The sequence below is a fragment of the Sphingomonas sp. GW822-FHT03G08 genome, assembly GCF_058801135.1.
The window spans coordinates 775,630-796,939 of record NZ_JBXAMZ010000001.1 but is presented as its reverse complement, the minus strand read 5'-3'; the positions used below and the strand labels follow the sequence as shown (position 1 = coordinate 796,939).

Below are 21,310 nucleotides of genomic sequence, written 5' to 3'. Positions count from 1 at the left end.
GCCTAGGCCGCCTCGGTCCCCGGGTCGAGCGTGACGATCACCACGGCGCCGCCCACCGCATAGCCGCTGGCGAGCGGCGCGATCGAGATGCGCGCGCCGATCTCCTCGGCGCCCCCGCACAACAGCCTGGTGTCGAAGGCCTCGGCCTCGGAGCGGCCGCTGAGCACCCGTTCGATCGCGTCGCGTGCGAGCGCCCGGTCCCGTACCGCCAGCAGATCGACGAAGCGCAGCCCCAGGATCCGGTCCCGCGGCAAGCCGACCAGCCGGGCGAATTCCGGCTCCACCATCGTCACCGTCCCGCGCACGGTGAGCCGGATCACTTCGATCCGCCCATGCGCAACCCGCGCCTTCTCCAGGGCGGTCTGCTCGGCGAGCCGTGCTTCCTCGTCGCCCTCGTAGCTGACCCGGACGAGCAGGGCGAGGCCTTCCACCCAGGGCACGGCGCGCACGCGCAGCCGCGTGCCATTCTCCTCGTCGAGTGTCAGCTCGAACTGCGCCTGCTCGCCGCTGCGAAGGACGTGGCGCAGGCTGGAGAGCAGCGTGGAATGCGTCGTCGCGGGCAGCGCATCGGCGACGGGCATGCCCACCAGCGCCGCGGGAGCCCGCCCCAGGATCATCGCGGCGGCGCTGGACGCGTCGGTGATCTTCAGCTCGGGATCGATCACGAGCAGGCCGCCGTCCATATGCTCCACGAGGAACTGGTATTCGAGATCACGCTGTGTCGTGTCCCGTTCGACGACTGCCTGTTCGGCATCCCAGCTTTCCGCGGCGAGCAGAACATAGCGGGGGCGACCATGATAAGTGATGGTCACCGGGCCATGCATGGCCCTATCCTGCCAATACGCGAAATTGCGGGTAAGTTCAGCGGAGGAAACGGTCTGGGCCGATGGTCGTTGCATAACTGAAAACTCTCGAATGTTTTCGGGCGTCGGCAGTTGTTACGGCTCGGTCGCGACAAGTTCGAGCAATTACGTATTTTGACCAATGTGTTTTCTACGAGGACAATATAGCACCGTTAACGTAAATCAAGCCGTGCTGTGTCGAAAATGGAGCGAAAAATCAAGAGTATCGTTCGAATCAAGGTGCTTTTGGCGCTCCTTGCCTATGTCCGATCTTTACTGAAAATCCGAATATCGCGCTTCGCTGCCTGGGAGCAATTTGGAAGCTACGACATGCGAAAAGATGCGCATGTGCTCGCGTTGGTTCCTTTCCACTTCGAGGGCGGCCTGTTCCGGCCGGCGGTTGTGGGCGGACAGGCGCGGCGCGGCGGCGATCGAGATGGCCTTCTCGCTGCCGATATTGCTTCTGCTGGTCAGCGGCATCGTCACCTATGGCGGCTGGTTCCTTTGCGCCCATAGCGTGCAGCAGGCGGCCAACGAGGCGGCGCGTGCCGCCGTTGGCGGCCTGGATCCCACGGAGCGGGCGGCGCTGGTCCGCACCGCGCTCGACGCCAATATCCGCAAGACCGGGGCGCTCAAGCCGGACCAGATGAACGCGCTTGTCGACGATGACGGCAGGACGGTGACGGTGCGCCTTTCCTACGATGCGTCGAATGACCCGCTGCTTTCGATCAAGCTCGTGCCGCCGCCGAGCAAGGTGATCGAGCGCAGCGCGACGGTCACGCTGTCGGCGCCGTGAGGCTGGCGGTGCGCGCGCCCTTGTTCCTTCGTGCCCTTGCGGGGGATCGCCGCGGCAACATCACCATGTTGTTCGCCGGTGGCTTCGTGATGCTTGCCGGGTCGGCGGCGTTCGCCGTGGATACCGGATCGCTCTATCTCGAGAAGCGGCGGCTCCAGGGCGTAGCGGATGCCGCGGCATTGAGCGCGGCGAACAGCCAGGGGGCGGATGCCGCGGCGCGTTCGGCCATGGCGGCGAACCAGGCCGGTGACGCCAGCATCGAGAAGCTGGAGCAGGGCGCCTATTCGCCCGACAGCAGCATCGCGCCCGCCGCGCGCTTCGTCGCCTCGGGAGGCGGGGGGAATGCGGTTCGCCTCACCGTCGGGCGCGATGTGCCGCTGTTCTTCGGCAAGTTCCTGACGGGCAGGCCGACCGCCCGGGTATCGGTGACGGCCTTGGCCGCGCGTGTCGACCTGGCCTCCTTCTCGATCGGCTCGCGCCTGGCTTCGGTCGGCGGCGGCCTGCCGGGGCAACTCCTGTCGGGGCTGGCCGGGACCGAGCTCAATCTCACCGCGATGGACTCGCAGGGGCTGGTCAACGCCGACATCGATATCCTCGCTTATGCCGATGCGCTGCGCACCCAGGCCAATCTGCAGGGGCTGACCTTCGGGGAGACGCTGGCCACGCAGGTGCCGCTGCCCAAGGCACTGGCCGCGATGGCCGCCGCAACCGGCAATTCAGCAGCGCAAACGGCACTCCGCGCCATCGCGGCGCGCGTTCCGCCGGTCACGGTGCAACTGTCGAAGATCATCAATCTCGGCCCGCTGTCCGGTGAGACGCAGAGTGATCCCGCCCGCCCGATCAAGGCGGATGGCTATGCGCTGGTTCGCGAAATGCTCGAGATCGCGACCGGTAAGCGCCAGGTCGAGCTGGATCTCGCGGCGGGGCTCCCGGGCGTTGCCTCGACGAAGGTGACGCTCGCGATCGGCGAGCGGGCGGCGCAATCGCCCTGGCTCACCGTTGCGAAGGACCAGAGCGTCAAGCTGCATACCGCGCAGTCGCGGCTGTATGTCGATGCCAAGGTGGGCGGATCGGGATTGCTTTCCGCGACCCAGGTGCACCTGCCGCTGTTCGTCGAGCTCGCCACGGCGGAGGCGTCGCTTCGCAGCGTCTCCTGTCCCACGCCGTCCACCGCCACGGTGAGCCTGAATGTCACCACGGCGGTGGGCCAGGTCGCCATCGGCGACGTCGATGCCGCCGTGCTTGGCAATTTCAACACCCCGGTCGCGCCGCGGCGGGCCACGCTGGTCAAGCTGCTCGGGCTGGGTGAGGTCACGGGCGAATCGAATATCAAGTTGGGCGGGGCCAGCCCGCAACAGGTGAGCTTCACCGCCCAGGAGATCGCCGCGGGCAAGACCCGCACCGTATCGACGAACGATCTGGCGGGCGGAGTCGCCGCCTCGCTGGTCCGCGATCTGGATGTGCAGGTCGGCTCGCCGGGGTTCGGCATCAACCTCTCGTTGGTGACCTCGACGGTGGGAACGGTGCTGCAGGGGGCGGCGGCGCCGCTGGATTCGCTTCTGAACGATCTTACCGGCCTGCTCGGCGTGAATGTCGGGCAGGCGGATGTGCGGGTGAACGGCGTGCGGTGCGGCAAGCCGATATTGGTTGGGTGAGGGGAGTGAGCGTGGGGCGTGATGATGCGTGGCGATCGTAGAGGATTGAAGATTACCCAGGGTGTGGACCGGCGCGAGGCGATGCGCTGGCCGGTTTCCGTGCTGATTGCGGTGAAGGAATCGCGCTTCTGCTTCCAGGATGTGCGACTGGTGGAAATCTCGCGACTGGGCTGCCGGATCGAGACAGGCTTTCTGCTTGCGCCGGGGATGGAGACGGTGGTCCGTCTTCCCGGCTTCAAGCCGCTCGCCGCTCGGGTTGTCTGGAGCAATCGCGATGCGGCCGGGCTGCAGTTCCTCGAGCAGCTGCACCCGGGCGTGGTCAACCACATCATTAACCTGCCCACGCCGGAGCAGCAGGCGGAATGGCGTCCGCTTTCGGCGTTGCGATGAATCCGGTGCGGTTCCAGGGGCTCTGAAACGGCAAACGCCCGGACCGTTTCCGATCCGGGCGCCTGCGTGACGAATGCTCGTCAGCCCCCTTTGTCAGGCCCAGCCCACACACTCGTACTTGCCTACGAGCGGGGCTTGGAGCCTCCCCGAACCACGGCCTTTCGCCTGCGTTTCGACAAGAGTTTTGCTAGGCTCCCGGACCGGCTTTGTCACTTGCATTACAAGGGGTAGCCGCAGTTTGGTGTCACCCTGTGTTGAATCGGCAACATGTCGGTTGGCAGTAGGAATTCGCCGCCATCTACCCTAGATCGGCGTCAGAGCTGTTTTACGGGCGAGTTACCAGACCCCCATGCTATTGATTTCACGCTACGAGCGGATGATCGCCCGCCGTTACCTGCTGCCGGGGCGGAGCGAGGCGTTCATCGCCGTCGTCGCCGGGTTCAGCCTTGTCGCCGTCATGCTCGGCGTTGCCGCGCTGATCGTGGTGATGAGCGTCATGAACGGCTTCCGCGCCGAGCTTTTCAACAAGATCACCGGGCTGAACGGCCATGCCGTGATTCAGGGCTATGGCGGCCAGCTGCGCAACTGGCGCGAGGTGCTGGAGGAGGCGCGCAAGACGCCGGGCATCACCAGTGCCACCCCGCTGATCGAGCAGCCGCTTTTCGCCACCTATAATGGCCGGGCCGAGGCCCTCCAGCTGCGCGGCATGCGCATGGAGGAGATCCTCAGCAACCCGACGCTCAAGGGCAAGGAAGTGATCGGCTCGCTCAAGAGCCTGAAGCCGGGCGGCCAGCAGGTCGCGATCGGCTCGCGCCTGGCGGAATCGCTGGGTGCCACGGTGGGCAGCGAGATATCGATCCTCAATCCCGCCGGCGCCGCTACGCCCTTCGGCACGATGCCGCGCATCGTGAAGTACAAGGTGGCGGTGATCTTCGAGGTCGGCGTCTATGATTACGACAAGGTCTTCGCGATCATGCCGATCGAGGATGCGCAGACGCTGTTGCTGCTCGGCGATGGCGTCTCGATGATCGAGCTGGAGACCAGCAACCCGGACAAGGTCGGCGAGATCCTCCAGCCGCTCGTCGACAAGGTCAGCCAGGTCGGCCAGATCACCGACTGGCGGACGATGAATTCGGAGCTGTTCGAGGCGCTGGCGGTGGACCGCACTGTCTCCTTCACCATTCTCTCGATCATCCTGGTGGTGGCGGCGTTCAACATCGTCTCCTCGCTGATCATGCTGGTGCGCGCCAAGACGCGGGATATCGCGGTGCTGCGGACGATGGGCGCGACACGCGGCGGGCTGATGCGGATCTTCGTCACCGTCGGCACGACGATCGGCGCGCTGGGCGTGGCCGCCGGCGGCGTGCTCGGCTTCCTCTTCATCACCTTCCGCGAATCCGTGGTGAAGTTCATCGGGCTGGTGAGCGGCCAGAACATCTGGGACCCGTCGATGCGCTTCCTCACCGAGCTGCCGGCGAAGACCGATCCGTTCCAGACGATCGGCATCTGCGTGATGGCGCTGGTCTTCTGCTTCCTCGCCACGCTCTATCCGGCCTGGAAGGCCGCCAATACCGATCCTGTCCAGGTGCTGCGCTATGAGTAACTTTGAAGTGGGCGCCGTGAACGGCGCTGGGCCGGTTCTCCAGACGCGCGGCCTCAAGCGCAGCTTCAGCCAGGGCGGCGAGACGATCGAAGTGTTGCGCGGCGTCGATCTCGACGTGCAGCCGGGCGAGATCGTCGCGCTGCTCGGCCCTTCGGGTTCGGGCAAGTCGACCCTGCTCCAGGCCGTTGGCCTGCTCGAAGGCGGGTTCGACGGATCGATCCGCATCGCCGGCAAGGAAGCGGCGCAGCTCGACAGCCCGGGCCGCACCGCGGTGCGCCGCGATCACCTCGGCTTCGTCTACCAGTTCCACCACCTGCTGCCGGATTTCAACGCGCTCGAGAATGTCGTGCTGCCGCAGATGATCCACGGGTCGCTGCGCGCCGATGCCGACAAGCGGGCGGAGGAGCTGCTCACCGCATTGGGTCTCGGGCATCGGCTTACCCATCGGCCGAACCAGCTTTCGGGCGGCGAGCAGCAGCGCGTTGCTGTTGCCCGCGCGCTCGCCAACAAGCCGGCGCTGGTGCTGGCGGACGAGCCGACGGGCAATCTCGACGAGCTGACCTCGGACAAGGTGCTCGCCGAGTTCCTCAGCCTGGTTCGCACCCAGGGATCGGCCGCGCTGATCGCCACGCATAACGAGCGGCTCGCTGCCCGGATGGACCGGGTGGTGCGGCTGCACGAAGGGCATCTCGAATGAACCCGTGGCGGGAAGTGCCGACCCTGGCGGGGCGTCACGTCACGCTGCGGCCGATGGTGCGCGAGGATCGCGCGGGGCTGCTCGATGCCTTTGCGGGGCTTCGGCATCTGTTCCACACCACGGTGCCGAGTGATGCGAGTATCGATGCGTGGATGGACCGGATCGACAATGACGTCGCGGCCGGGCGCGGCCTGCCGTTCACGGTGCTCGATAGTGAGGGGCGGATTGCCGGTGCCACGCGCTTCCTGCGCATGAGCAAGGGGCATCGCCGGGTCGAGATCGGCGGCACGCTCTATGCGCCGCGGGTCCAGCGCACCGGGCTCAATACCGAAGCCAAGTTCATGCTGCTCCGCCACGCCTTCGAGGTGCTGGAGGTCAATTGCGTGCAGATCCGCACCGATTTCCTCAATGTCGCCTCGCGCCGCGCGATCGAGCGGCTGGGCGCGCGGCTGGACGGGGTGCTGCGCGGGCATCTGATCCTGAACGGCCATCACCGCGACAGCGTGGTCTATTCGATCCTCGCGCATGAGTGGCCGGGGGTTCGCCGCAATATCGAGCTGCTGATGGCCCGTTACGAGGGAGCGCCCGCATGACCGTGATCACCGATATCCCCGTGACCAGGGCGGATGGGGAGCAGGTCACGCTTGCCGATCACGCCGGCGAGGTATTGCTGATCGTCAACACGGCCTCCAAATGCGGCTTCACGCCGCAATATGCGGGGCTCGAGGCGCTGTATCGCAAGTACCGGGATCGCGGCTTCTCGGTGCTGGCCTTCCCGTGCAACCAGTTCCGCGCGCAGGAACCGGGCGATGCGGCGGAGATAGCGAGCTTCTGCGCGCTCACTTACGACGTGACCTTCCCGGTCTACGCCAAAATAGACGTAAATGGCGAAAACGCCGCACCGCTCTTCGAATCCCTAAAGCAAGCCGCCCCGGGCCTTTTAGGCTCCAAGGGGATCAAGTGGAACTTCACCAAGTTCCTGGTCGATCGATCAGGCCGGAAGGTCGAGCGCTTCGCGCCGACGACTAGCCCCGACGCGATCGGGCCAGAGATCGAGAAGCTTCTCTAGCGGCTGGTGCGGGGCGACGGATTCGATCTACGATGGTGTCGAGCACGAATTGGCCGGTAAGTTCGAGCAAAGCGCTGCGGCGCGGGCGCATGCGGCGCTGACCGCGTCCTTCCGCGGAGATAGCGTTGCGTGGTGCGTGCCGGCGCGGGGCAGGGGGTAGCTGCATGCGCGCCGCCACCGCCGAGGCGCTGGAGCCGACATCGCGCCGCCGCCAGTCGATCGCCTCGCCGGCCGGCACCTCCGCCCACTCCTCGCCGCCGAGCAGGCGCTGCAGATCCGCGCCGCAACGGACGCACATGGCGAATTCATGCTCTCCGTCGCGAAGCCGCCCGGGCATCGCGGCGTGTTCGAGCAGCCGGCAGCGTAGCGAGCGCATCAATAGCGTGCCGGGCGGGGCCGACGCGAGCCGCCGCGCGGCGGGTGGCGCCAGGAGACCGGCGGAAACGCGTACGCGCTGACGCTGAAGCCGTTCTGGGCGGCCGCAAGCTGGGGATTCCAGATCTCGAAGCGATCGCCGGCGCCGACGACCAGCGCGACGCTCTCGATTCGGCCATGATGGCGCATCGCGGCGGGAAGGGTGAGGCCCTGCGCGCTGCGCGGCGCCACATCGACGATGCCGAGGATGCGGCGCATGCTCGCGTCGCCAACCCGCGCATCCATGCCCGAACGGGTGCGGATTTCCTGCAGGTCGGCGCGTGCATAGCCGACCAGGCATTGATCGCGTTCATGCGCGGAAAGGACCAGGGGCTCGTCGGTCGCGGGCAGGCCAAGGGCCTGAGCGGTGCTTTCGGTCAGGAGCAGATTTCCCTCTGCATCGACCTCGCAAAGTGCGCATCCGCGAAACAGCGACCCCATGTTTTACCCCTCTAACGCAACAGGTTACCCCAACTGATCGCGAACTTATCCACAGGGTTAATTCACATCAACCAAAATATCCGGACATGATGGTTAACGCCCGCAGGCCATGTCGAAACACTTCATTACGTGCCGGGAAGGAGCCAGCCTGTTAAACGCGCGTTCATCGCAAACGCGGCATCGGCTGCGGTGATCGGCTTGAACGGCGCGAGAGGGGCAACTAGAGGTGCCCCGAAAGCCCCCGCTCTTTCCCCGTTTAGGAGAGTTTCGCATGAACTTCGCTTCCAAGCTCGCGCTGGCCGCCGTGCTGTCGCTGGGCACCACTGCGCTCACCGTGGCCCCGGCTGCCGCGCAGAAGAAGGATGATAAAAAGGCCGACCCCAACGCGCTCAAGGTGAGCGACGAGTTCCGCAAGCCCGCCGGCCTCGCCGAGGCTGCGGTGAAGGCCAAGGATTGGGCCACGGCCGAGCCGCAGATCGCCGCCGCCGAAGCCGCCGCGAAGAATGACGACGAGAAATATTATTCGTCGTGGCTGCGCCTTCAGCTCGAGCTGAGCCGCGGCAATGAAGCCGCGCAGATCCCGGCACTGCAGACGCTGAGCGTCAGCCCGCGCACCAGCCCGGAAGCCAAGGCAGCCTATGCCGCGCGCCTCAACTTCCTGATGGGCAAGGCAGCCGCGTCGCAGAAGAAGCATGCCGACGTCATCAGCTACATGACCAAGGCGCGCGAAGGCGGCGAGAAGAACGTCGATATCCCGCTGATGATGGCCAACGCCTACGCGGCGACCGGCAAGAACGCCGAAGCCGCCGCGGAAGCGCGCAATGCGATCGAATATGCCAAGTCGACCGGCCAGAAGGCGCCGGAAGCATGGTACCAGTTCGCCATCCCGAAGGTGACCGCCACCGGCAACCGCGAGGCGACCTATGACTGGCTGGCTTATTACCTGAAGGACTATCCGACGGTGAAGAACTGGCGCTGGGCGATCGAAGTGCTCGGCCAGGGTGCCAAGGGTGTCGACCGCGCCGCCAAGACCGAGCGTATCGATCTGTATCGCCTGCGCCGCATCACCAACTCGCTCGCCGATCGCGGTGATTATGCCGACTATGCCTATGCCGCCCAGTCCTCGGGTCTGCCCTGGGAAGCGATCTCGGTGATCGAGGAAGGCCGCAAGAACGGCAAGCTGCCGGCGACCGATGCCGACGGCAACCGCACCTACACGGCGGCCCAGGCCGGCGTGAAGAGCAGCCCGGCGCTCGACGCGCTCGCCAAGCAGGGCGGCGCGGGCAATGGCGATGCGCTGCTGGCCGCCGGCGACAACGCCCGCGCGCTCCAGCTCTATGACGCGGCGCTCGCCAAGGGCGGTGCGGACACCAACGAGATCAACCTGCACCGCGGCATCGCGCTCCAGCGCCTCGGCCGCAAGGAAGAGGCGAAGGCGGCGTTCCAGGCGGTGAAGACCGGCCCGTTCGTCAATGTCGCGCTGCTCTGGCAGGTCTCGCTCGATACGCCGCCGCTCAGCTGAGCGCGGCCATCGGGCCCGAAACAGGAAAGGGGCGGCTTTTCGGGCCGCCCCTTTTTCTTTCTCCGCCTGGATGCAGCGGATCAGGCGACCGGCACGCCGGGCAGGGCCTTGGAGGTGCGGATCGTCAGCGAAGTCTTTACATGCTCCACGTTCGGCGCCGGGGTGAGCCGCGTCGTCAGGATATGCTGGAAGCTCTGCAGGTCGGGCGCGACGATCTTGAGGATGAAGTCGATCTCGCCGTTGAGCATATGGCATTCGCGAACCTCGGGAATGTCCGCCACCATCTGCTCGAAGGCACGCAGATCCGATTCCGCCTGGCTCTTCAGGCTGACCATCGCGAAGACAGTGAGATTATAGCCAAGTGCAGCCGGATCGAGGGCGGCATGATAGCCGGTGATGGCCCCCTGTTGTTCAAGCGCACGCACGCGGCGCAGGCACGGCGGCGCCGTCAGCCCAACGCGTTCGGCAAGCTCGACATTGGTCATCCGGCCATTATCCTGAAGCAGGCCTAGAATCCGTACGTCGATATCGTCGAATCGCATTTATGTTCCTTCTGTCTTTTGATTCGTTTCCGTGTGTTGCGTTTAGACATAATATTATTACGCCGCAACGCAATTGTCCCACAATGCGACGTGCCGAAATGGACGGTTTCGAACGGGCGGCCGGCGCATTAAGGAATCGTTACGGCCCGCGTCGCGGTGCCGGGTAAAGGGTGAGCACGCGTTGCGCTTCGACGATACATTGGAGACGGTGCTCGCCTCGGACCTGAGCACGCCATATGGCGTCCAGTCCGCATGGCGACAGCTCGTCGACCTGATCGGTCGCCGTCGCGCCGTGGCCGGGCATCGCGCGATGAGCGTGCTGCGCTCGATCCGCGACTCGGTGCCTTTGCCGGTACGCGCTGCCAGTGGGCGTGCACTCGAATTCGCCGATCCCCCGCCGCCGCTCGTCCGCCTGTTCGCGCTCGACGAGCTGCAGGTCGCGCTGCCGGTGCTGCGCAGCGCCCGGATGAATTCCAGCGAATGGATCCAGCTTCTTCCCGAGCTCGCGCCAGCATCGCGCGCGGTCCTCCGCAATCGGCGTGACCTGAGCCCGGTAGTGCGCCGCGCGCTCGAGAGTTTCGGGCCGATCGATTTCGTGCTGCCGGACGAGACGGTGAAGGAAGTGCCGGTCGAGTTGCCGGAGCCTGAGCCGGAAGTGGCGGCGGATCCGGAGCCTGTGCTTGTCGAGGAAGCGGTCAGCGCGATCGCGATCGACTGGTCCGAGGTCGTCGACGGGCCGCCGGCCGAAGCGGCTTCGGCTGAAATCGACGACGAGCCTCTTGCGGACGCTGTAGAGCAGGTGGCCGAGCCCGAGCAGGCGTCCGAGGACGAGGCCGAAGACACGGCCCTTGTCTATTGGAGCGCCACTGCCCCGCTGCGCCTTCCGGCGCAGGAGGCGACCCTTGCCGCCTTGCTGGCGCGCCTGCCCGAGGCGACGCAGGCGGCCGAATCGGTACCCGCCGCCGTCGAAATCCTCGATGCGGAACTGGCCGAAGCGCCGGAGCCCGTCGCCGAGCAGGTGCCTGAACCGTTGGTCGAGCCCGAGCCTGTCGTCGCGGGCGGCGAGGATGAGGATTTCTCCTTCATTGCGCTTGCCGGTCTTGCGCCGTCGATGATTGCCGATGCTGCGCAAGCGGTAGAAGCGCCCTCGATTCCGGTCCGTGCGGTCCAATCCGGGACAGACGAGTCACCGCTTCCCGTCGAAGCGATTGCGCCACTGGAAGGCCGGGCGCAGGGTTCGGCGATGGAACATAGCGATGTCCTGGTCGCCGAAGTGCGGCAGATGGCGGCAGAAGCCGCGGGCGAGGATGACGGCACCTTCGAGATCGCCGATGTCGTCGCGAGGATCGATGCGTTCTGGCGCCATCGCGAGGAAGCCGGACCGCAGGAATTGCCGGCGCTTCGTCCTGCCGATGAATTCCGTTTCGAGACCGACGCCAAGGGCATGATCCGTTGGGTCGATGGTGTCAGCCGAGCGCCGCTTGTGGGCGTGTCGCTCGACAGCCAGTCCGTGCCGGGTGGCCCGGAAAGCTCGCGCGTCGATGGCGTTGCCGGCGGTGCCTTCCGCCGCCGTGCCGGCTTCTCCAATGCCCGCCTCTCGGTCGAGGGCGATTCGGATGCCGCGGGGGATTGGCTGATCTCGGCGATCCCGGTGTTCGATCCCTCCAACGGTCGTTTCACCGGCTATCGTGGCACGGCGCGCCGTCCGCGTGTCGATGAGCGTGCCGAGCCGCTGCGTCCGCTTGCCGGCCCGGCAATGCCCGCCGATTCCCTTCGCCAGCTGGTCCATGAGCTGCGTACGCCGACCAACGCGATCGCCGGTTTCGCCGAGATGATCGAGGCCCAGATGCTCGGGCCGGTCGGCGACGCCTATCGCGATCGTGCCCAGGTGATCCGTTCGCAGGCCCGCGAGCTGCTTGGCGCGATCGACGATCTCGATCTTGCCGCCCGTATCGACAGCGCCGCGCTGTCGCTCGTGCCGGGCCAGATCGCGCTTCGCCCGGTGCTGGCAATGATCGTCGACGACCTTGCACCCCTTGCCGAATTGCGCGGCTCGGTGGTCGCGCTGCCGATCGCGGATCTCTCGGTCATGGGGGATCGCCGTGCGGTGGAGCGGTTGCTCGCCCGCCTGCTTGCCACGCTCGTCTCGGCGAGCGGGCAAGGCGAGCGGATCGGCGTGCATGTTGCGCCCGATGGCAAGGACATGGTGGCGATCACGATCGATCGCCCGCAGGCGCTTGCCGATTATCCCGGCGATTCGGTGCTCGATATCGATGACGAGCGCGAGGATATCACGCTGCTCGGCACCGGCTTCGCGTTGCGGCTCGCCCGCAATCTCTCCCGCGAACTGGGAGGCGCCCTCGTCATCGGCCGGGAAAGCTTGACTTTGCGGCTTCCGGCCGCCGTAAACGAGCAGGTGGGCCAAGCGCATCTGAGCTGAAATGGGGAACGGGGACCAGCAGGGCAGCGGCTATCGCGTGCCTGCGCCCGTTCCGGATGCGCGCGTGCAGTGGCCGGACGATTTCGGCACCCGCTTCACCATCTTCGTCGACACCGAGGAAGAGTTTGACTGGGGGGCGCCGCTCAGCGCCGATGCGGATGGCACGCGCCATATGGCCGCCCTGCCGCCGGTGCATGCCCGGTTCGCGGCGGCGGGCGCTGCGCTCACCTATCTGATCGACTATCCGATCGCGACCTCGCCGCTCGCGATCGAGGTGTTGCGCGAAGTGATCCGTGACGGGCGTTCCGCGATCGGCACGCAGCTTCATCCCTGGGTCAATCCTCCGCATGTCGAGGACGTGAACGGGTTCAACAGCTTCACCGGCAATCTCCCGCTCGAGCTGCAGCGGGCCAAGCTGGTGGCGCTCACCGAAGCCGTGGAAGGTGCAGCCGGCCGCCGGCCGCTTGTCTATCGTGCGGGGCGCTATGGGATCGGGCCGGATACGCCGGCGCTTCTGGCCGAGCTTGGCTATCGGATCGATAGCTCGATGCGCTCGGCCTATGATTATTCGGACGAGGGCGGTCCTGATTTCTCGGCGGTGCCGAATGATGCCTTCCGGATCGGTTCGCTGATCGAGCTGCCGTTCACCACGGTGTTCACCGGCCGAATGCGGCGGGGCGGGGCGGCGCTGCACCGCGGGCTGGGGCGGTTGCCGCATGGCATCGGCGTAGCGTCCCGGCTTGGGCTTCTCTCGCGTGTCGCGCTGACGCCCGAGGACATGCCGCTCGGCGAGGCCAAGGAAGCGATACGGGTCGCGGTGGGTGAGGGGCTGCGGCTGCTGAACTTCGCCTTCCATTCCCCCTCGGTAGAGCCCGGTCATACGCCTTATGTCCGGACCGAAGCCGATCTGGCGGCTTTCCTGCGGTGGTGGGACGGGGTGCTGGCGTTGCTCGACAGGCTGGGGGTGCGCTCGGCATCTGTGGACGAGATTGTCGCGGCGGCTTGCAGGCCGGCCTGAGGTTCCGCTAGGGCCGTCTTGCTGGGGGCCTGTAGCTCAATTGGTTAGAGCTGGCCGCTCATAACGGCTAGGTTGCGGGTTCAAGTCCTGCCGGGCCCACCAGCAACTGCTTGCGTGCCCGGCCCCAAGGCCCTAGGGCCGCGATCCGCGTCGGGGAGTGGCGCAGTCTGGTAGCGCGCCTGCTTTGGGAGCAGGATGTCGCAGGTTCGAATCCTGTCTCCCCGACCATTTTCCCGGATTTCAGTCCGGATCCGTTTCGGCTGCGACCCGCGCCGGACCGCTGTCTGCCTTGCCGTCGAGCGCGCGCTGCAGCGCGTCGCGGTCGAGCCGGCCTTCCCAGCGCGCCACCACGATCGTCGCCACGGCGTTGCCGATGAAGTTGGTCAGGCTGCGGCATTCGCTCATGAAGCGGTCGACGCCGAGGATCAGCGCCATGCCTGCCACGGGGATCGAGGGCACGACCATCAGCGTCGCCGCCAGCGTCGCGAAGCCGGCGCCGGTGACGCCGGCTGCACCCTTGGAAGTGAGCATCGCGGTGCCGAGCAGGATCAGCTGTTCGCCCAGCGACAGGTGCACGCCCGTGGCTTGGGCGATGAACAGCGCGGCCAGCGTCATGTAGATGTTGGTGCCGTCGAGGTTGAACGAATAGCCGGCGGGCACGACCACGCCGACCACTTCCTTGTCGCAGCCGGCGCGCTCGAGCTTGTCGATCAGCGCGGGCAGGGCGGCTTCGGAGGAGGAGGCGCCGAGGACGAGGAGGAGCTCGGCCTTGAGGTAGCGCAGCAGCTTGAGGATCGAGAAGCCCGCCAGCCAGCCGACGATGCCCAGGACGACGAGCACGAACAGCGCCGAGGTGGCATAGAAGGTCGCGACCAGGCCGCCGAGGTTCCACAGCGCGCCCAGGCCGTGCTTGCCGATGGTGAAGGCCATGGCGCCGAACGCGCCGACGGGCGCCGCGCGCATCAGGATCGCGACAAGGCGGAACACGACGGTGCCGAGCTGCTCCAGCAGGTCAACCAGCGGGCGGACGCGTTCGCCGAGCCCCGCCAGCGCCACGCCGAACAGGACGGCCACGAACAATACCTGCAGGATCGAGCCGCTCGTCAGTGCGGAGGCGAGGGTGGTGGGGATGATTGCGAGCAGGAAGCCCTGGACCGTCGTCTCGTGCGCTTGCTTCTCGAAGCCAACCACCTTGGCCTCGCTCAGGCTGTGCGGATCGATATGCATGCTCGCCCCGGGCTGGACGAGATGGGCGACGATCAGGCCGAGGATCAGGGCCAGCGTGGAGAAGAACAGGAAATAGGCGAGGGCCTTGATCACCACCCGGCCGAGCGAGCCCAGCTCGCGGGCGCCGGCGATGCCGGTGACCAGGGTAAGGAAGATGACCGGCGCGATGATCATCTTGACCAGGTTGACGAAGGCGATGCCCAGCCACTCCAGCGATGCGCCGAATGCGGGCCAGATCGCGCCGACCAGCACGCCCGCCGCGATGGCGATCAGTACCTGGACATAGAGCATTTGCCACCAGCGCTGCGGCCTGGCTGGCTGTTCGGCAAAGCTGGTCGTGACTGCGCCCATTCTCAATCCTCCCCCCACATCCGCACCGGCATAGCGGAGCGCGCGATGGGCCCAAACGGAAAAGGACGCCCCCTTGCGGGAGCGTCCTTCTATCTCTCGGTCCGACCAGAGGCCGGGTGCCGAACAGAGATCAGTGGGCGTTCGCCTCGGCGGCGTCGGCCTTGTTCTCTTCCACGTTCGCGGCGTTCTCGAGAACGGCCTCGGCAGCGGCGTTGGTGGTGTTGTCGGCAGCGGCCTCATAGGCAGCGGCGTTCGCAGCAGCGTCCGCAGCGACGTTCTCGGCGGTGGTGTTGGTGGTGGCGCCACCGCAAGCCGCGAGCGACATCAGGCCGGCGGTCGCAGCAACAATGAGGATCTTCTTCATGTGGTGCTCCTAAAGGAACTCAAACGTTTCGCATCCGGCCCGATTAGCCGTCGCGAACCGTTGGCATAGCGGTCGTTGCGTTTGCGTCAATCGCAAATTCACCCACTGGCAAAATTTAGGACATTTTTTTGCCTAAATCTTGCCAGTTAGCGGCCATCAATGAGTGGGCCCGCCATTCGGTTCCCTCACTCGCCCTCACCCTTGGGGATCGGGCCGATATCCTCGGGAGCGTTGGCGGTCACCGCGAGCATCGCGGTCCAGGCTGCCACATTCTGGCGCAGCTGCACCGGATCGATCTTGTCGAGCGTGTCGTCGGGCGTGTGGTGATAATCGAAATAGCGCAGGCCCGACTGGGAAAGATCGACCACGCCGACACCGGTATTGATCACCGGCCCGACATCGGTGCCGCCATGCGCGGTGCCGCGTCCGCGCGAGATGCCGAGCGGCGCAAGCACGGTGGCGAGGCGATCGGCGATCGGCTTGGCGCCCGCGGGCAGGTTTACCTCGAATTTCCAGACGCGGTCGGCGCCGAAATCCGATTCCTGCGCCAGGACATGGCGCTCGTTCGCATGCGCCTTGGCATAGGCCGCGCCGCCAAAGCCACCCGGTTCCTCCGCGCCGAACCAGACGACCCGGATCGTACGCTTCGGCTGGCCGGCGTCCATGATCCGCTTGGCGGCGGCAGTGGTGATCGCCACGCCCGAGGCATCGTCAATGGCGCCGGTGCCGAGATCCCAGCTGTCGAGATGGCCGCCGATCAGGATGATCCCGGCCGAAGGATCGCTGCCCGGAACATCGGCGATGACGTTGCCCGATTCGGCCTCACCCTTCATGCCCGCGGTGATCTGCACGCGCAGTTTCACCGGCCCGCGCTTGAGCAGCCGCTCGAGTTGATCGGAATCCGGGAGGCTGAGGGCGGCGGCGCCGACGGGATTCACACCTGCGGCCCAGCTTGTCACGCCGGTGTGCGGATTCCGATGATAATCGGTGCCAATCGAGCGGATCAGGATCGCCGCGGCGCCCTTGCTCGCCGCAATGCTCGGCCCCGCGCGGCGGGCGCCGCCGAAATAGCCGTATTGCGAGCCATCCTGCGTCGGCGTCATCGAATTGCCGACATAGACGATCTTGCCCTTCACCGCCGCGGCAGGCGCCGCCTGGAGATCGGCGAGCGTGGCAAAGGCGACGACTTCGGCCTCGATCGGCTTCGGACCCGTCGAGCCCGAATTGCCGAGCGCCGCGATGGCGAGCTTCTGCGCGGCGCCGCCCAGCACTTCGGCGGTCTCGATCCCGCGCTCCCACAGCGGCATCTTGTACGTCTCGATATGGACGTTCTTGAAGCCGAGCGCCGTGAGCTTCTTCACCGCCCAGGCACGCGCCCGCGCCTCGGCCTCGGTCGCGGCGAGGCGCTGGCCGACTTCGGTGGTAAGCCCCTCGGTGATCTCCCAGGCGAGATTGTCGCTCAAGGCGGCGTCGCGCAGCGCCACGGGATCGTGCGCGGCGCTCTGGGCCAGAGCAGGGAAGGGCAGGGCGAGGGCGGCGACGGCCGCGAGCAGGGTGCGCTTGGTCATGGCCGGCGACGCTAACCGCCCCCGAAACATTCGGCAATGCGCCGACGGTTTCCACGGCATTTCCGATGCCGTCACGGGCCGATATTCAACCAGCTGGTTGACCAATTCGTTGAATCCCTTGAATCGTTTACACGTGTGGCCGGCACGCAACCGGATCGGTTGAATCAGTGCCGCCGCTGCCCGCCGGAGGGCAGCAGAGGATATCCTACATTGCAAGCGGGGCGTTCCGACGCGCCCGCGTTGCCAATTGACCGTCCGCTCGCTACATCGCCGCCAAACTTCCTGCATATCCAGACCTGCGAACGGAGACCGCCACGTGGCCGCCCAATACGCCTTCGTCATGAAGGACATGACCAAGACCTTCCCCGGCGCTCCCAAGCCGGTGCTCAACAACATCAACCTGCAATTCTACCAGGGTGCCAAGATCGGCATCGTCGGCCCGAACGGCGCCGGCAAGTCGACCCTGATGAAGATCATGGCAGGCATCGACAAGGACTTCTCGGGCGAGGCCTGGCCGGGTGAGAACATCACCGTCGGCTACCTGCCGCAGGAGCCCGAGCTCGATCCGACGAAGAACGTGCTCGAGAACGTCAAGGACGGCGCCCGCGAAGTCGCCGACATGGTCGATCGCTTCAACGCGATCTCGGCCGAGATGGGCGATCCCAAGGACGACACCGATTTCGACGCCCTGATGGAAGAGATGGGCACGCTCCAGGAGAAGATCGACGCGGTCGATGGCTGGACGCTCGACAACCAGCTCGAGATCGCGATGGAAGCGCTGCGCTGCCCGCCGTCGGACTGGGAAGTCGCCAACCTGTCGGGCGGTGAAAAGCGCCGCATCGCGCTTACCCGCCTGCTGATCCAGAAGCCGTCGATCCTGCTGCTCGACGAACCGACCAACCACCTCGATGCGGAGAGCGTCGAGTGGCTGGAAAACCACCTGAAGGAATATGCCGGCGCGGTGCTGATGATCACCCACGACCGCTACTTCCTGGACAATGTCGTCGGCTGGATCCTGGAAATCGACCGCGGCAAGTACTTCCCGTACGAGGGCAACTACTCGACCTATCTCGAGAAGAAGGCCAAGCGCCTCGAGCAGGAGGACCGCGAGGAGTCCGGTCGCCAGAAGGCGATCAAGGACGAGCTCGAGTGGATCCGCCAGGGCCCGAAGGGTCGCCAGACCAAGTCGAAGGCGCGTATCGCCAAGTTCGACCAGCTGGTCGAGGCGCAGCAGAACCGCGCGCCCGGCAAGGCCCAGATCGTCATCCAGGTGCCCGAGCGCCTGGGCGGCAAGGTGATCGAAGTGGAGAACATCTCCAAGGCGTACGGCGACAAGCTGCTGTTCGAGAACCTCTCGTTCACGCTGCCCGCCGGCGGCATCGTCGGCGTGATCGGCCCGAACGGCGCCGGCAAGTCGACGCTGTTCAAGATGATCACCGGCCAGGAGACCCCGGACACCGGCACCATCGAGATGGGCTCGACCGTGCGCCTGGGCTATGTCGACCAGAGCCGCGATCACCTCGACCCGACCAAGAATGTCTGGGAAGAGATCTCGGACGGCCTGGATTACATGAAGGTCAACGGCCACGACGCCTCGACCCGCGCCTATGTGGGTGCCTTCAACTTCAAGGGCGCCGACCAGCAGAAGAATGTCGGCAAGCTGTCGGGCGGTGAGCGCAACCGCGTCAACATCGCCAAGATGCTCAAGAAGGGCGGCAACGTGCTGCTGCTCGACGAACCGACCAACGACCTCGACGTCGAAACGCTGGGCGCGCTGGAAGAGGCTATCGAGAATTTCGCGGGCTGCGCCGTGGTCATCAGCCACGATCGCTTCTTCCTCGATCGTCTCGCCACGCACATCCTCGCCTTCGAAGGCAACAGCCATGTCGAATGGTTCGAGGGCAATTTCGAAGCCTATGAGGAAGACAAGCGCCGTCGCCTGGGCGATGCCGCCGATCGTCCGACCGCACTGGCCTACAAGAAGCTGACGCGCTGATCGGCGTGCCGATCACTTATGAACGCTTCGAGGGCGCGGTGGCAGATGCCGCCGCGCCCTTGCTGCATCTGTGCCATGCGGTCTTCCCCGATTTCACGGATGGGTATCTGCTCGACCGGCTGGCGCGGCTGGAGGACCCGCTGCTCTGGCTGGCGATCGAGAATGGCAGCTGGAAGGGATTCAAGCTCAGCTATCGGCGCGGCGATGCGCTGCTCTACAGCTGGCTGGGCGGCGTGGTGCCCGAATTGCGGGGGCGGGGCGTGGCTTCCGAGCTGATGCGACGGCAGCATGCGGATGCCGCCATGCTCGGCTATCGCTTCGCCGAGACCCGTACCCGGGCGGCGAACAATCCGATGATCCTGCTCAATCTGCGTCACGGATTCCAGATTGCCGGCTTCGAAAACGACACGAACGGCATGCCGGTAGTGATCCAGCGCAAGCCGTTGCGTTAATACGTAAAATACGGATTTTCTGGAGGTTGCACGACCGGCGAAGGCCCGGATTTCTCGTTTCAGAAATGTTTCGCAACAGAGCTAGAGCCGCAAGGATTCCTATAAATTCCGAGAAACATCTTATTTTTCGGAGTTCAACCATGACGTTGAAGCAGAAGCTGCTTTCCGCACTGGTGATGCTGGGGGTCGTGCTCGGCGCCGTCATCGCAGGCTTTTCCTGGTCCGCGGCGACCAGCCGCCAGGCGCTGCACACCGTGCTCGCCGACCGCGTGATCCCGCTGAAGGACCTCAAGCTCGTCGCGGACAGCTATGCGGTGCACATCGTCGATGCGGCGCACAAGGCGCGCAACGGCAATATCAGCTACGCGCAGGCACTGGAGAATATCCAGAAGGGCAAGACCGATCTCGATGCGGCCTGGAAGCGCTATGCCGCGACCGATGCGACGCCCGACGAGGAAGCGCTGGCCAAGCAGGCCGAAGACGCCATGGCAAAGGCGAATGACGGCATCGGCCGGCTGGAAGCGATGCTGCGTGCCGGCGATCGTGAAGGGATCGACAAGTTCCTCGCCACCGAACTCTATACCGATGTCGATCCGGTTTCGGATACCGTCGGCAAGCTGGTTACCATGCAGATCAGCATCGCCAGCGACGTGACCACCGATGCGCTGGGCTGGGCCAATGTGGCCACCGGCATCGTGGTCGCGCTGGGCCTGATTGCGCTCGCGGTGCTGGGCGGCGCCTTCTACATGGTCACCCGCAAGGTGGTGGCGCCGATCAAGGGCCTGGCCGAGGTGATCCATGGCATGGCGCGCTCCAGCGGGACGACCCAGGTGCCGCATACCGACCAGGCTGACGAGATCGGCGATATCGCCCGTGCGGTCGATGCCTATCTCGAATCGGTGATCGCCAAGGAGCGCGACGCGGCGGCCGCCGCCGCCGAGACGCAGCGCATCGTCACCACGGCGCTGAGCCAGGGGCTGTCGGCGCTGGCCGAAGGCGACCTGACCGAGGAAATCCGCGTGGCCTTCCCGGAGAGCTATGCGACGCTCAAGACCAACTTCAACAGCGCGCTGACCGCGCTGCGCACGCTGATCGCCACGGTCAACGAAGGCGCGGCGGCGATCCAGACCGGCTCGCACGAGATCGCCCAGGCTTCGGAAGACCTGGCGCGACGGACCGAAGGCAATGCCGCCAGCCTCGAGGAAACCTCGGCTGCGCTCAGCCAGATGGACGAGCGGCTGCGCGGCACCGCCCGGGCGGCGAACGAGACGGTGCGCAGCGCCGATGAGGCGATCCGCGTGGTCGGAGACGGCCGCTCGCTCGCCGAGCAGGCAGTCACGGCGATGGGTCGGGTCAGCGAAAGCGCCCGCGGCATCGACGACGTGATCGAGGGCCTCGACAAGATCGCGTTCCAGACGCGGGTGCTCGCGATGAACGCCGCGGTGGAAGCCGGGCGCGCCGGCGAGGCCGGTCGTGGCTTCGCGGTGGTCGCCGACCTGGTCTCGGCGCTGGCGATGCGGGCGGAAGAAGAAGCCAAGCGCGCCCGCGAACAGCTGACCCTGACCCAGGACGAGGTCAGCACGGCGGTCGATGCGGTGCAGCGCATGGACACGGCGCTGGAGGCGATCTCGGGCGGCGTGGGCGCGGTCCACAAGCTGCTCGACGCCATGGCGGCGGACAACCAGGCCCAGTCGACCGCGATCACCCAGATCGTCACTGCGGTGAACGAGATGGACCAGTCGACCCAGCAGAATGCGGCGATGGTCGAGGAAACCTCGGCTGCCTCGCGCAACCTGGCCGAGGAAGTCGGCAACCTGGCCGAGCAGGCCGGTCGCTTCCGCACCGGGGACGGTGCTTCGGCTTCCGCGCCGCGCGGCAAGGTGGTCCAGCTCCACAGCGTGGCCGCCTGAGGATCCACCCGGG

At 66.0% G+C, this 21,310-nt stretch carries 19 protein-coding genes and 2 tRNA genes; 15 read left to right on the top strand and 6 right to left on the bottom strand.

The annotated features are described in order from the left end of the window. Positions 1 to 2 precede the first annotated feature (2 nt). Complete coding sequence (locus AC1RJ5_RS03480) at positions 3 to 812, bottom strand: PAS domain-containing protein (protein WP_269575080.1); 810 nt, start codon at positions 810 to 812, stop codon at positions 3 to 5. 376 nt (positions 813 to 1,188) lie between these two features. Between AC1RJ5_RS03480 and AC1RJ5_RS03475 the strand changes: the two genes are divergently transcribed. The 7 genes from AC1RJ5_RS03475 (at position 1,189) to AC1RJ5_RS03445 (ending at position 7,052) form a co-directional block, all read left to right on the top strand. After that, a complete protein-coding gene (locus AC1RJ5_RS03475) occupies positions 1,189 to 1,638 on the top strand; it encodes a TadE/TadG family type IV pilus assembly protein (RefSeq protein ID WP_493111754.1) in 450 nt (149 codons plus the stop codon). A gap of 8 nt (positions 1,639 to 1,646) precedes the next feature. Next, positions 1,647 to 3,293 (top strand): pilus assembly protein TadG-related protein, encoded by a 1,647-nt coding sequence (locus AC1RJ5_RS03470; RefSeq protein ID WP_493111752.1) that lies wholly within the window; start codon positions 1,647 to 1,649, stop codon positions 3,291 to 3,293. Positions 3,294 to 3,338: 45 nt separating this feature from the next. Then, positions 3,339 to 3,683, top strand: coding sequence for a PilZ domain-containing protein (locus AC1RJ5_RS03465; protein ID WP_269575082.1), 345 nt, complete (start codon positions 3,339 to 3,341; stop codon positions 3,681 to 3,683). Positions 3,684 to 4,059: 376 nt separating this feature from the next. Continuing rightward, a complete protein-coding gene (locus AC1RJ5_RS03460) occupies positions 4,060 to 5,286 on the top strand; it encodes a lipoprotein-releasing ABC transporter permease subunit (RefSeq protein WP_184168298.1) in 1,227 nt (408 codons plus the stop codon). After that, positions 5,279 to 5,983 (top strand): ABC transporter ATP-binding protein, encoded by a 705-nt coding sequence (locus AC1RJ5_RS03455; protein ID WP_493111750.1) that lies wholly within the window; start codon positions 5,279 to 5,281, stop codon positions 5,981 to 5,983. The genes AC1RJ5_RS03460 and AC1RJ5_RS03455 overlap by 8 nt, the downstream gene beginning before the upstream one ends. Then, positions 5,980 to 6,576 (top strand): GNAT family N-acetyltransferase, encoded by a 597-nt coding sequence (locus AC1RJ5_RS03450; protein ID WP_269575084.1) that lies wholly within the window; start codon positions 5,980 to 5,982, stop codon positions 6,574 to 6,576. Before AC1RJ5_RS03455 ends, AC1RJ5_RS03450 begins: the two co-directional genes overlap by 4 nt. After that, on the top strand, positions 6,573 to 7,052 hold the full coding sequence (locus tag AC1RJ5_RS03445; protein ID WP_269575085.1) for a glutathione peroxidase: 480 nt from the start codon (positions 6,573 to 6,575) through the stop codon (positions 7,050 to 7,052). The genes AC1RJ5_RS03450 and AC1RJ5_RS03445 overlap by 4 nt, the downstream gene beginning before the upstream one ends. A gap of 375 nt (positions 7,053 to 7,427) precedes the next feature. Here the strand turns inward: AC1RJ5_RS03445 and AC1RJ5_RS03440 are convergent, their stop codons facing one another. Then, positions 7,428 to 7,907, bottom strand: coding sequence for a hypothetical protein (locus AC1RJ5_RS03440; RefSeq protein ID WP_493111748.1), 480 nt, complete (start codon positions 7,905 to 7,907; stop codon positions 7,428 to 7,430). 271 nt (positions 7,908 to 8,178) lie between these two features. Between AC1RJ5_RS03440 and AC1RJ5_RS03435 the strand changes: the two genes are divergently transcribed. Then, positions 8,179 to 9,429 (top strand): tetratricopeptide repeat protein, encoded by a 1,251-nt coding sequence (locus tag AC1RJ5_RS03435; RefSeq protein WP_269575087.1) that lies wholly within the window; start codon positions 8,179 to 8,181, stop codon positions 9,427 to 9,429. An 80-nt stretch (positions 9,430 to 9,509) separates the two neighbouring features. Here the strand turns inward: AC1RJ5_RS03435 and AC1RJ5_RS03430 are convergent, their stop codons facing one another. Continuing rightward, positions 9,510 to 9,971: an Lrp/AsnC family transcriptional regulator gene (locus AC1RJ5_RS03430; protein WP_183995261.1), complete on the bottom strand. Its 462-nt coding sequence runs from the start codon at positions 9,969 to 9,971 to the stop codon at positions 9,510 to 9,512. 181 nt (positions 9,972 to 10,152) lie between these two features. On the opposite strand from AC1RJ5_RS03430, the gene AC1RJ5_RS03425 reads away from it, so the two are divergent. The 4 genes from AC1RJ5_RS03425 (at position 10,153) to AC1RJ5_RS03410 (ending at position 13,657) form a co-directional block, all read left to right on the top strand. Continuing rightward, the gene (locus AC1RJ5_RS03425; RefSeq protein WP_493111745.1) at positions 10,153 to 12,411 is read left to right on the top strand and encodes a sensor histidine kinase; all 2,259 of its coding nucleotides are present in this window, start codon (positions 10,153 to 10,155) and stop codon (positions 12,409 to 12,411) included. A gap of 1 nt (position 12,412) precedes the next feature. Beyond that, the gene (locus AC1RJ5_RS03420; protein WP_493111743.1) at positions 12,413 to 13,429 is read left to right on the top strand and encodes a polysaccharide deacetylase family protein; all 1,017 of its coding nucleotides are present in this window, start codon (positions 12,413 to 12,415) and stop codon (positions 13,427 to 13,429) included. A 25-nt stretch (positions 13,430 to 13,454) separates the two neighbouring features. Then, positions 13,455 to 13,531, top strand: a tRNA-Ile gene (locus AC1RJ5_RS03415). A gap of 49 nt (positions 13,532 to 13,580) precedes the next feature. Continuing rightward, positions 13,581 to 13,657 (top strand) — tRNA-Pro (locus AC1RJ5_RS03410). 12 nt (positions 13,658 to 13,669) lie between these two features. On the opposite strand, the gene dctA is transcribed toward AC1RJ5_RS03410, so the two are convergent. The 3 genes from dctA to AC1RJ5_RS03395 all read right to left on the bottom strand — a co-directional run bounded on the left by dctA (position 13,670) and on the right by AC1RJ5_RS03395 (position 16,939). Continuing rightward, positions 13,670 to 15,007 carry a C4-dicarboxylate transporter DctA gene (dctA, locus tag AC1RJ5_RS03405; protein WP_493111741.1) on the bottom strand — a complete coding sequence of 446 codons (1,338 nt, stop codon included), beginning with the start codon at positions 15,005 to 15,007 and terminating at the stop codon, positions 13,670 to 13,672. Positions 15,008 to 15,137: 130 nt separating this feature from the next. After that, positions 15,138 to 15,371 (bottom strand): hypothetical protein, encoded by a 234-nt coding sequence (locus AC1RJ5_RS03400; RefSeq protein WP_269575091.1) that lies wholly within the window; start codon positions 15,369 to 15,371, stop codon positions 15,138 to 15,140. A 185-nt stretch (positions 15,372 to 15,556) separates the two neighbouring features. Beyond that, positions 15,557 to 16,939: a M20/M25/M40 family metallo-hydrolase gene (locus tag AC1RJ5_RS03395; protein ID WP_493111739.1), complete on the bottom strand. Its 1,383-nt coding sequence runs from the start codon at positions 16,937 to 16,939 to the stop codon at positions 15,557 to 15,559. 316 nt (positions 16,940 to 17,255) lie between these two features. Between AC1RJ5_RS03395 and ettA the strand changes: the two genes are divergently transcribed. From ettA to AC1RJ5_RS03380, 3 genes are all read left to right on the top strand, one after another. Continuing rightward, positions 17,256 to 18,935 carry an energy-dependent translational throttle protein EttA gene (gene ettA / locus AC1RJ5_RS03390; protein WP_184166778.1) on the top strand — a complete coding sequence of 560 codons (1,680 nt, stop codon included), beginning with the start codon at positions 17,256 to 17,258 and terminating at the stop codon, positions 18,933 to 18,935. A 5-nt stretch (positions 18,936 to 18,940) separates the two neighbouring features. Next, a complete protein-coding gene (locus tag AC1RJ5_RS03385) occupies positions 18,941 to 19,387 on the top strand; it encodes a GNAT family N-acetyltransferase (RefSeq protein WP_269575093.1) in 447 nt (148 codons plus the stop codon). A 140-nt stretch (positions 19,388 to 19,527) separates the two neighbouring features. Next, positions 19,528 to 21,297, top strand: coding sequence for a methyl-accepting chemotaxis protein (locus AC1RJ5_RS03380; protein WP_493111736.1), 1,770 nt, complete (start codon positions 19,528 to 19,530; stop codon positions 21,295 to 21,297). Positions 21,298 to 21,310: the final 13 nt, after the last annotated feature.

Coding starts and splice junctions, on each gene's coding strand:
- AC1RJ5_RS03475 (WP_493111754.1), top strand. CDS start 1,189: ATGTGCTCGCGTTGGTTCCTTTCCACTTCGAGGGCGGCCTGTTCCGGC.
- AC1RJ5_RS03460 (WP_184168298.1), top strand. CDS start 4,060: ATGATCGCCCGCCGTTACCTGCTGCCGGGGCGGAGCGAGGCGTTCATC.
- AC1RJ5_RS03455 (WP_493111750.1), top strand. CDS start 5,279: ATGAGTAACTTTGAAGTGGGCGCCGTGAACGGCGCTGGGCCGGTTCTC.
- AC1RJ5_RS03450 (WP_269575084.1), top strand. CDS start 5,980: ATGAACCCGTGGCGGGAAGTGCCGACCCTGGCGGGGCGTCACGTCACG.
- AC1RJ5_RS03445 (WP_269575085.1), top strand. CDS start 6,573: ATGACCGTGATCACCGATATCCCCGTGACCAGGGCGGATGGGGAGCAG.
- AC1RJ5_RS03440 (WP_493111748.1), bottom strand. CDS start 7,907: ATGGGGTCGCTGTTTCGCGGATGCGCACTTTGCGAGGTCGATGCAGAG.
- AC1RJ5_RS03435 (WP_269575087.1), top strand. CDS start 8,179: ATGAACTTCGCTTCCAAGCTCGCGCTGGCCGCCGTGCTGTCGCTGGGC.
- AC1RJ5_RS03430 (WP_183995261.1), bottom strand. CDS start 9,971: ATGCGATTCGACGATATCGACGTACGGATTCTAGGCCTGCTTCAGGAT.
- AC1RJ5_RS03420 (WP_493111743.1), top strand. CDS start 12,413: ATGGGGAACGGGGACCAGCAGGGCAGCGGCTATCGCGTGCCTGCGCCC.
- dctA (WP_493111741.1), bottom strand. CDS start 15,007: ATGGGCGCAGTCACGACCAGCTTTGCCGAACAGCCAGCCAGGCCGCAG.
- AC1RJ5_RS03400 (WP_269575091.1), bottom strand. CDS start 15,371: ATGAAGAAGATCCTCATTGTTGCTGCGACCGCCGGCCTGATGTCGCTC.
- AC1RJ5_RS03395 (WP_493111739.1), bottom strand. CDS start 16,939: ATGACCAAGCGCACCCTGCTCGCGGCCGTCGCCGCCCTCGCCCTGCCC.
- AC1RJ5_RS03380 (WP_493111736.1), top strand. CDS start 19,528: ATGACGTTGAAGCAGAAGCTGCTTTCCGCACTGGTGATGCTGGGGGTC.